Genomic DNA, 9,022 nt, shown 5'->3' on the forward strand with positions numbered 1-9,022 from the left:
GTGCCGAGGTCGCAAGACGGCAGCAGGAATATGGTTTCAACCTGCTGCCCCGCGCCGAACCCCCAACCCTGCTGCGCATCGCGCTGCGCCAATTCGAAAGCCCCCTGATATATGTCCTGTTGCTGGCGGCGGCGGTGTCGCTGTTTCTGCGAGAATTTACCGACGCCGGCTTCATTTTGCTTGTACTGCTGATCAACGCGATCATCGGCACCTGGCAGGACTACACCGCGCAGCGCTCGGCCGAGGCCTTGAGCAAACTGGTGGCGATGCGTGCCCGCGTCTACCGCGACGGCGACACCCGCGTGGTCGATGCAGAGGACCTGGTACCGGGCGATATCGTCTTGCTCGAATCAGGCGTCAAGGTGCCTGCCGACCTGCGACTGCTCGATAGTCACGGCCTGGAATGCGATGAGTCGCTGCTGACGGGTGAGGTACTGCCCGTTCGCAAGCGCCCGGAGGACATCCTCGATCCCGGGTGCCCGCTTGGCGACCGCTTCAATCTCGCCTTTGCCGGAACCATTGTCACCCACGGCCGCGCCCGCGGCGTCGTGGTTTCCACCGGCCTCGCCACCGCGCTCGGAGAAATCGCCGCCACCGTTCTGGGGGGCGAGTCCTCCAAACCGCCGCTGCTGGTCCGCATGGAGCGGTTTACGACGCGTATCGCCTTGTTCATTGGAGCCGCGGTCGCGCTGATGGCCGCGGTTGCGCTGTGGCGCGGTATGGTCTGGCACGAGATCTTTTTTCTTGCAGTGGCGCTGGCCGTGTCCGCCATCCCCGAGGGACTCCCGGTCGCGATGACGGTTGCCCTCGCCGTAGGCACGGAACGCATGGTGCGGCGAAGCGTGATCGTGCGGCGACTGGTGGCCGTGGAGTCGCTGGGTTCATGCACCTACATCGCCACGGACAAGACCGGCACACTGACCGTGAACCAGATGACGCTACGGCAACTGCGCTTCCCGAACCAGGGGCCAACGACCGTCACTGGCGAGGGACTCGTGCCCGATGGCCTGATCCTGCCGCCGGGCGACGCCGACGCCGACGCCCATGAACGGCATGTGGCGCGCATCGCCCTTGCCGGCGCCCTCGCCAACGAGGCGTTCTACGGGCAACGGGAACGCGAATGGACCTTCAGCGGCGATGCCGTCGATGCCGCATTGCTGGTATTCGCGCACAAGGCGGACATCCATCAACCAGATATTCGCGAACGCCACCCCGAGATCGCAACCATTCCATTCGAGCCGGAGAATCGCTTTGCCGCCAGCCTGAACAGCGTCGACGGCCAACACCTCGTCTCCGTCAAGGGCGCGGTGGAAACGGTGCTGGACATGTGCGATCGCATGGTGACCGACGACGGCGACATCGCGCTGGTGCGCGATGAGATCCTGGCCCAGGCGGATTCCATGGCCAAGGATGGGTATCGCGTGCTGGCCCTGGCCGGAGGCATTGCCGAGGACGGGAGGCCGGAATCGTTTGCGCGCCAGCAGTTGCGCGGCCTGAGTTTCCTCGGTCTCGTCGGAATGATCGATCCCATGCGGCCGGAAGTGAAAGATGCCATGGTTGCCTGCCGTCGTGCCGGTATCCAGGTGGCTATGATCACCGGCGATCATCCGGTTACCGCGCTTTCCATTGCACGCGATCTGGAAATGGCCGGGGAGATGGAGCACGTCGTTACCGGGACCCAGCTTGCCGAGGCCGTCGCAAGCGGGGGCGACGATGGACTGGACCGTGTGACCCATGGCGCGCGCGTTTTTGCCCGGGTCGAGCCGCGGCAGAAGCTGGCGGTCGTGCAGTCCCTCGGCCGCAACGGTCATTACGTCGCTGTGACCGGTGACGGCGCCAACGACGCCCCGGCACTTCAGTATGCCCATGTCGGCGTGGCCATGGGTCGGGGCGGCACCGATGTTGCGCGCGAGGCCGCCGATATCATCCTCGCGGATGACAACTTCGCTTCGGTCGTCGCCGGCGTGGAGGAAGGGCGTGTCGCCTACGCGAACGTGCGCAAGGTCATCTTCCTGCTGATCTCAACCGGTGCCGCCGAGATCGTGCTGTTCGCCCTGGCACTGGCCGCGGGACTGCCCTTGCCGCTGGGGGCGGTGCAACTGCTGTGGCTCAACCTCGTCACCAACGGCATCCAGGATGTGGCGCTGGCCTTCGAACCGGCCGAGGGCGGCGAAATGAACCGGCCTCCGCGATCACCACGCGAGGGTATATTCAACCGCATCATGCTCGAGCGGGTCGTGCTCTCTGCGATTGTCATCGGCGTGATCGCCTTTGCCCTGTTCTGGTGGCTGCTTCACAAGGGATATAGTGAATCGGAGGCGCGGAATATCTGCCTGCTGCTGATGGTGTTGTTCGAGAACATCCAGGCCTTCAACAGCCGTTCGGAGACCCTATCCGTGTTTCGTCACAACCCGCTTCGCAACCGCCTGCTGCTGTTCGGCGCCATCGCGGCACAACTGGTTCATATCGGTGCCATGTTCACACCCGGGTTGCGCGAGATGCTCGGCGTCCAACCCGTCAGCCTCGAACTGTGGTTGCAGTTGTTGGTGTTGTCACTCGTCCTGCTCCTGGTCATGGAGCTGCACAAGCTTTTCCTTGCCCGTCGCTAATCGCTGCGTGAACAAGGATGGGGTGGCTCACACCGATTCCGACAACCACGCCATCGCCATGTTTGTCGCGATCGGAAAGGGCGCGCGCGATCCCTGGCCGCGAGCCGGGCAACCTCCCCTGGAATCCGTCACTGCCAGCGATCGGTTCTGAGCAGGTAGAGGCGGACGGATTGGAAATTTATCCCGCCGTTCGCCTCTTCCACAAAAGGCGCTCCGCAAATAGCACAGCAATCGCGAAGGCAAGGGAAATCAGTCCAAATACCCTGGGATCATAGAATGAGCCGTGAACCGGAAACATCTGCCAGGAAAGATTGATCATGGCATGGAACAGGGTGGCGCCGAACACGCTCCCGCCCGTGTGTGTATACAGCCATACCATGATGACTCGCAACGACACCGTGCCCAACGACCACCACAGGATCCAGTCCATCGATCGTTGAACCTGCAGCAGCAGCGATACATGCCACACCGCCCATACGCAGCCAAGCAGCAGGCCGGTCACGAGGACTCCATTGCGCCGCAGCAGGCGCTCCGTGGCGTATCCGGTCCAGCCGATTTCCTCGGCCATGGCGCCGACCAGGACCACGGCCGCGAGCGCGAATACCGACAGGTCGATTGCGCCTGGCGCCGGAATCGGCTTGCCGGTGGCACGAATGAACCAGAACGCCAGAATCGCGATCGCCGGGTTGATCAGAAGGACGACAAGGAACCAGCGCCAGTTCTTCACGCGCCCGTAGTCATACGACCTGCGCAGAAGCTCAAGAACGCCGGAAAAGCGACGGTCGCGGTAGACGAAAAGGCAGGCCACAAGCGTGGGGACAAGCACGGCGATCGCGCTCAGAGGGACGCCGGGCAATAGTTGGATTGGCACCAGCGCCCCGGCCACCAGGAACGGAATCGTGAGAGCGAATACCAGCGCCACGTAGCTCGTGACGGAACCCTGCCGATTAGTCATAGGAGCCTCGCAGGCGTCAACGATTGCTCTCGGACCCGGTTTCCCGGGCCGAGTGCACAAAGGCGAACAAAAGGCTTGCGACGACCATGATGGATGCCAGCACGTGGAAGAAGCGCCCCAGGGACTCCGCGGAGTCGAGCATGCCCCAGTGAATCAGCAGGAAGTTCCAGTCGTGGATGCGATCGCCGTTTCCCACCAGGGGCAGGGCCTGGGTGCGGGCGTCGGCCATGTAGACCGCCATGTACATCATGCTTTCGCCGAGCCAGATTCCGCATACGCCTGCCTCGAATTTCTTGTCCAGGCGCCAGAAGTAGGCAATACAGAAGATGGGAAAGACCATTTGTCCCAGGCTGCCGCCGAGCACGCCCATTACCTCGCCCAAGAAACCAAAGAAGACATGGCCGGCCTCGTGGAACAGTAGATTGGCGCCGTCAACGAAGTGATAGTGGTAGGCGAACACCAGCCACAGGACGTAGGGGACCAGCAGCAGGGCAAGGATGCGTTTCGGCGACAACAATGAGCTTTCCAGGTCCATGGGCGCTGCTCAGGGAAAACGGGGGTCACAGAGAAATATTCTCGGATATTAGAAGCAATTGCTCAAAGAAAAATCACTCAGACCCCTTTTTGTTCCGTAAAGTTTTTTATTGTGGCTCCAGACGGCATCCATTCGCGTTAGAATGACTTTGTCTGGCTCTATTGACCGGCCATCGTTCTCATTCACCATCGCAGGAGAAGCGAGATGAACCGGAAGATCATTGCGCTGATCGTTATCGTATTTCTGCTGGGGGCCGCGTACGGCGGATTCCTGATATCACGGAAGATCTCCTACGAAATCTTCTACAAGCACCTCGTTCAGCAGACTATCCGCGATATGGTCAAGCCGGATTCATTAAAGGAAGATAGCAAGCAGTAGGCATGCCTCGTATGCGGGCTCAAAGTAAGAACACCCTCAAATCGATTGTTCCGGCCCCCTCACTACAGCCGCCGCATTGTGTTGCCGTAGCAACAGGTGCCTCGCCTCCCATTCGGTCTGCGGCGCGACCTCACCGAAGAATTCCACCTTGCCGCCGATGCTCACCGCCAGCGGGATGCCGTCGCGGTAGAGGACGCGGTTGCCGGTGTTGGCCGGGACCCGCGAGCCCGGGGTAATGATTCCTGTGAGGTTCAGCGGATCGGCGGCGGAGATGGAGAGGAAGTCCTCGTTCGCGGCGGCGCGGCGCAGTTGGCGCAAAAGGCCCACGGCCTCCGGCAGGGCGAACTGTTCACCGGCGAATCCCTGGACGAAGCGCCCACCGCGAATCTCGCCGCGCGCCTCCAGGCGCCGGTAGGCATAGAGCAGATCGCGCCAGGCGGGCAGGCCCGCCTCCCGTTCCAGCAGGCGGCGGAACACCACGCCGTAGCGGCGCAACAGCGTCTGCGCCACGTGTTCCACCCGCGCCCATTCGTCTTCCTTTGTCGGAGCAGTAGTCGTTCTGCGCACCAGCGACCAGCGCCCGCCGGAATCGACGCTGGTGGCAGCGACGCGACGGTGGCGGTTTTGCGAGTAGGACGCGCGCCGGTTCTGGGGCAGGAGCAGGGCGCGCAGGCCGGCAAAGCTGTCGGCAGTCACGCGTCCCAATGCGACGAGTTCGGCCAGGGCGTCTTCCACCTGGGTACGCAGCAGTCCGGTTTCCTGTACCAGTTCGACGAAGAATGATGCCCCGTGTTCGGCCAGGGTGTCGTGCACCTTGAGCGCATTGGCCGACAGGTTCTGCTCGTCCAGCGGCGGAAGGTTTGCGCGCCAATGGATCGCATTCACGCGCGGCATGAAGGTAATCGGTGTAACCCGCACCGGCGCTGCCTTGCGCTTGCTTCCGGTTTCCCTTGGCGGTGGCGGGCGCAGCCACAGGAGCTGACCCGCGTTACATAAGGTATCGAGCAGCGACGGCTGGTAGTGCTCCATCCGTGCCGGCAACACCTGTTGTTCCCACGCCGCCGCCGGCAGTGCCAGGCCTTCCAGCTGTCCCATGACCCGCGCGAGGGCATCCGGCCCCTCGCCGCGCTCGTCCAGTCCCTGCCAGCGGAACAGGAAGCGCATGAACACCGACGCCGATACCGGTTCAATCTCGGCGCGGCGGCGATTGAGGGTGTAGCGCTGCGCCCGCGCCAGCAGGCCGCGCTCGCACCATTCCGTTTCCTCGGTCGTGTGCGTGAAGTTGCCGCGCACGACGAAGCCTTCCTGTTCCAGCGCCAGCAGCGCCGCTTCGATTTCCTTTGCATCGAGTCCGGAAGCGCGCGCAAGGGTGTCGGCGGTAATCATGGCTGTGGACTCCAGGCGCGAGCGCACGATCTCGCGCAGTCCCTCGTCGCGATCCGTGGTTTCGCCTTCATTCAGCGCAACGATCGTCGGCTCACACTGGCTGTCGGGAAACACCTCCCGTAACTGCGTCAGGCGTTCCGCCGCCACCCACAGACGCTTGCCATTGGCCAGCAGCACGCAGGCGCGGTTCTGTCTCGTGAGCTCGGCGAAGAACCCGTGCCAGAACGAGCTGGCGACCTCGTCCTCGTTGATGAAGCCGGTGACGTTGAGGGCATCATGCAGCTCGTCCGCGTTCTCCGGTGCCGGCCAGGCCTCCTTGCGCACGCGGGCAATGGCGTCTGGATCGAGGCGCCCGAGTTCGGCCGCGCTTTGCGGATCGAGATGGCGCTGCTCGCGAATGGCGAGGGTGCGCCGTTCCTCCGCCGGCGCGCCATCGAGGAAGGCATAGGGGCGGGCATTGATGATCTCCTGTGCCAGCGGTGACGGCGCCGCCAGGTCACGGGTGACCAGGCGAATCTCGCCCGCGGTCAGCCGCCGCAATAAGGCCTCCAGGCCTTCGATATCCATAGTGTCGTGCAGGCAGTCGACCAGGGTCTGGGACACCAGTGGGTGATCCGGCACCTCGCGATCGCCGCTGATGTTCTCGAAGCACGCCAACTGGTCAGGGAACACCACCGCGACCAGGTCCTCGGCGTCGCTGCGTTGGAACTGGGCCGGCACGCGCTTGCCGTTGCGCATGCGCGGTACCGCCAACGATATGTTGGCGTTCCAGCGCCAGCGGGTGGCGAACATGGGCGCATCCAGCAGCGCCTGGACCAGGATGGTGCGCACGCTGTCGGCGTGCAGGTAGCGCGCCGGCTCCTCCAGCGGGAAGCTGTGGGTTGGCCCTAAGGACAATACGATGCTGTCATCAGTCGCCGCCGCCTGCAGCTCGAAGTTGAACTTGCGGCAGAAGCGCTTGCGCAGGGACAGTCCCCAGGCGCGGTTGATGCGCGAGCCGAAGGGACTGTGAATGACGAAGTGCATGTCATCCTTCTCGTCGAAGAAGCGCTCGAAGACGATGGTGTCCTGGCTCGGGATCGCCGTCAAGGCCGCGCGCGTCGCCGCCAGGTATTCCGCCAGTTGCTGCGCGGCGACCACGGATAGTTCCAGCTCATTCACAAGCCAATGCGTCAGGACGTCGACGCCATCGTCCAGCAATTCGTCGGCGGTAGCGCGCAGGCGCGACACCGCCGCGGACAGCTCGTCCGTGCGCCCCGGGGCCTCGCCCACCCAGAAAGGGATGTTTGGCGGTTGGCCGTGGGCATCCTCCACGTAGACCTTGCCCTGTTCGATCTTGAGCATGCGATAGGAGGTGTTGCCGAGCTGGAAAATGTCGCCGGGCATGCTCTCGAAGGCGAAGTCCTCGTTCAGGCTGCCGATGGAATGGCCGTCGGGCACGAGCGCCACGTCGTAATCGAACTGGTCGGCGATGGCGCCGCCGTTCATGAGCGCGGTCATGCGCGCGCCGCGACGGCCACGCAGCAGTCCGTTGACCACATCGCGGTGCAGGTAGGCACCGCGACGGCCGCGGCGGGTGGTGTAGCCCTCGGCCAGCATGCGCACGGTGTCGGTGAATTCATCGCGCGTCAATTCGCGGTAGGGAAAGGCGCGACCCAAATGTTCGAACAATTCTTCTTCTTTCCATTCGCGCGAGGCGACCTCGGCGACGATGTGCTGCGCCAGCACGTCCAGCGGCTTCGCCGGAATGATGATGCGGTCGAGCTCGTCGCGGCGCACGGCGTCCAGCAGCGCAACGCATTCCACCAGGTCGTCGCGCGTCAGCGGGAACAGGCGACCACGGGGCGTAGCGCCGACGGCATGGCCGGAGCGTCCGACCCGCTGCAGGAAGGCGGCGATGGAGCGCGGCGAACCGAGCTGGCATACGAGATCCACGTCGCCGATATCGATGCCGAGTTCCAATGACGCGGTGGCGACGAGGATACGCAGCTCACCGTTCTTCAGTCGCTGTTCCGCGTCCAGCCGGTGTTCGCGCGCGAGACTGCCGTGGTGGGCGGTGACCCACTCGTTGCCGATGCGCTCGGCGAGAAAACGGGCGGCGCGTTCGGCGAGGCGGCGTGTGTTGACGAACACCAGCGTCGTGCGCTGTTCCTGTGCCAGTTCGGCCAGGCGATCATAGATCTCGCTCCAGGCCTCGGCCGGCATCACTGCTTCTAGGGGCGAAGCAGTCAGCTCCAGCGCCAGGTCGCGCTCGCGTACGTGACCCGTGTCGACGATGCGGCATTCACGCGGGTCCTCGCCGACGAGGAAGCGGGCGATGCGGTCCAGGGGTTTCTGTGTGGCCGACAGGCCGATGCGCGCCGGCGGCGTTGGGCAAAGCGCTGCCAGTCGTTCGAGGGACAGGGAAAGATGGGAGCCACGCTTGTTGCCGGCGAGGGCGTGGATTTCGTCCACGATCACCGCCCGCACGGTCTTCAGCATCCCGCGGCCCGATTCCGAGCCCAATAGTATGTAGAGCGACTCCGGCGTCGTTACCAATATATGGGGCGGGCGCCGGCGCATGCGTTCGCGCTCGCCCGCGGGGGTGTCACCGGTGCGCACCAGGGCGCGGATGTCCACGTCCGGCAGCTGGTGTTCCAGCAGGCTGTCACGGATGCCGGCAAGCGGCGCCTCGAGGTTTTTCTGCACGTCGTTGGACAGGGCCTTGAGCGGCGATACGTACAACACCCGGGTCTCGTCCTCGAGTCCACGCTCCAAGCCCTCGCGCACCAGCTCGTCGATGGCGGCGAGGAAGGCGGCCAGGGTCTTGCCCGAGCCGGTGGGGGCAGCGAGCAGGGTGTGGTGGCCGGCGCCGATGGCGGGCCAGGCCTCCAGTTGCGCCGGGGTCGGGCCGTCAAAAGCGCTTTCAAACCAGTGCGCTACGGCGGGATGGAAGATTTCGCGTGACATCTGCCCATCATACCCCTGTTGTCGGTCGGCGTGGCCGTGGCCGGCGCGTTTACTTATTATGTAGGGTGAACCAGGGGACGCGGCCGCGTTCCCGTGAATTGGGGTGGTGCGAGCCGTATGGAAGCCGAGAGACTGAAAAACCTGATTCCGCTGAATACGCTGACGGCGGAGGACCTGGCCCGCTTTGCCAAACGCCTGCAGGTGCAGAAG

General features: G+C 64.0%; 5 protein-coding genes. 2 read left to right on the plus strand and 3 right to left on the minus strand.

Going from position 1 to position 9,022, the window contains the following annotated elements:
- Positions 1-2,609: HAD-IC family P-type ATPase (locus P8X48_10610; GenBank protein MEJ2107756.1), on the plus strand; the 2,609-nt coding region annotated here is incomplete at its 5' end.
- Between the two features lie 178 nt (positions 2,610-2,787).
- Here the strand turns inward: P8X48_10610 and P8X48_10615 are convergent.
- Together P8X48_10615 and P8X48_10620 are read right to left on the minus strand one after the other, a co-directional pair.
- Positions 2,788-3,564, minus strand: a complete 777-nt coding sequence (locus P8X48_10615) for a CPBP family intramembrane metalloprotease (protein ID MEJ2107757.1) — start codon at positions 3,562-3,564, stop codon at positions 2,788-2,790.
- A 16-nt stretch (positions 3,565-3,580) separates the two neighbouring features.
- Complete coding sequence (locus tag P8X48_10620; GenBank protein ID MEJ2107758.1) at positions 3,581-4,099, minus strand: hypothetical protein; 519 nt, start codon at positions 4,097-4,099, stop codon at positions 3,581-3,583.
- Between the two features lie 204 nt (positions 4,100-4,303).
- Between P8X48_10620 and P8X48_10625 the strand changes: the two genes are divergently transcribed.
- Positions 4,304-4,477 carry a hypothetical protein gene (locus P8X48_10625; GenBank protein ID MEJ2107759.1) on the plus strand — a complete coding sequence of 58 codons (174 nt, stop codon included), beginning with the start codon at positions 4,304-4,306 and terminating at the stop codon, positions 4,475-4,477.
- A 36-nt stretch (positions 4,478-4,513) separates the two neighbouring features.
- Here P8X48_10625 and P8X48_10630 read toward each other — a convergent pair whose 3' ends face one another.
- Positions 4,514-8,812, minus strand: coding sequence for a DEAD/DEAH box helicase (locus P8X48_10630; GenBank protein MEJ2107760.1), 4,299 nt, complete (start codon positions 8,810-8,812; stop codon positions 4,514-4,516).
- Positions 8,813-9,022 lie beyond the last annotated feature (210 nt).

This window comes from Acidiferrobacteraceae bacterium (genome assembly GCA_037388825.1).
GTDB lineage: Bacteria > Pseudomonadota > Gammaproteobacteria > Acidiferrobacterales > JAJDNE01 > JARRJV01.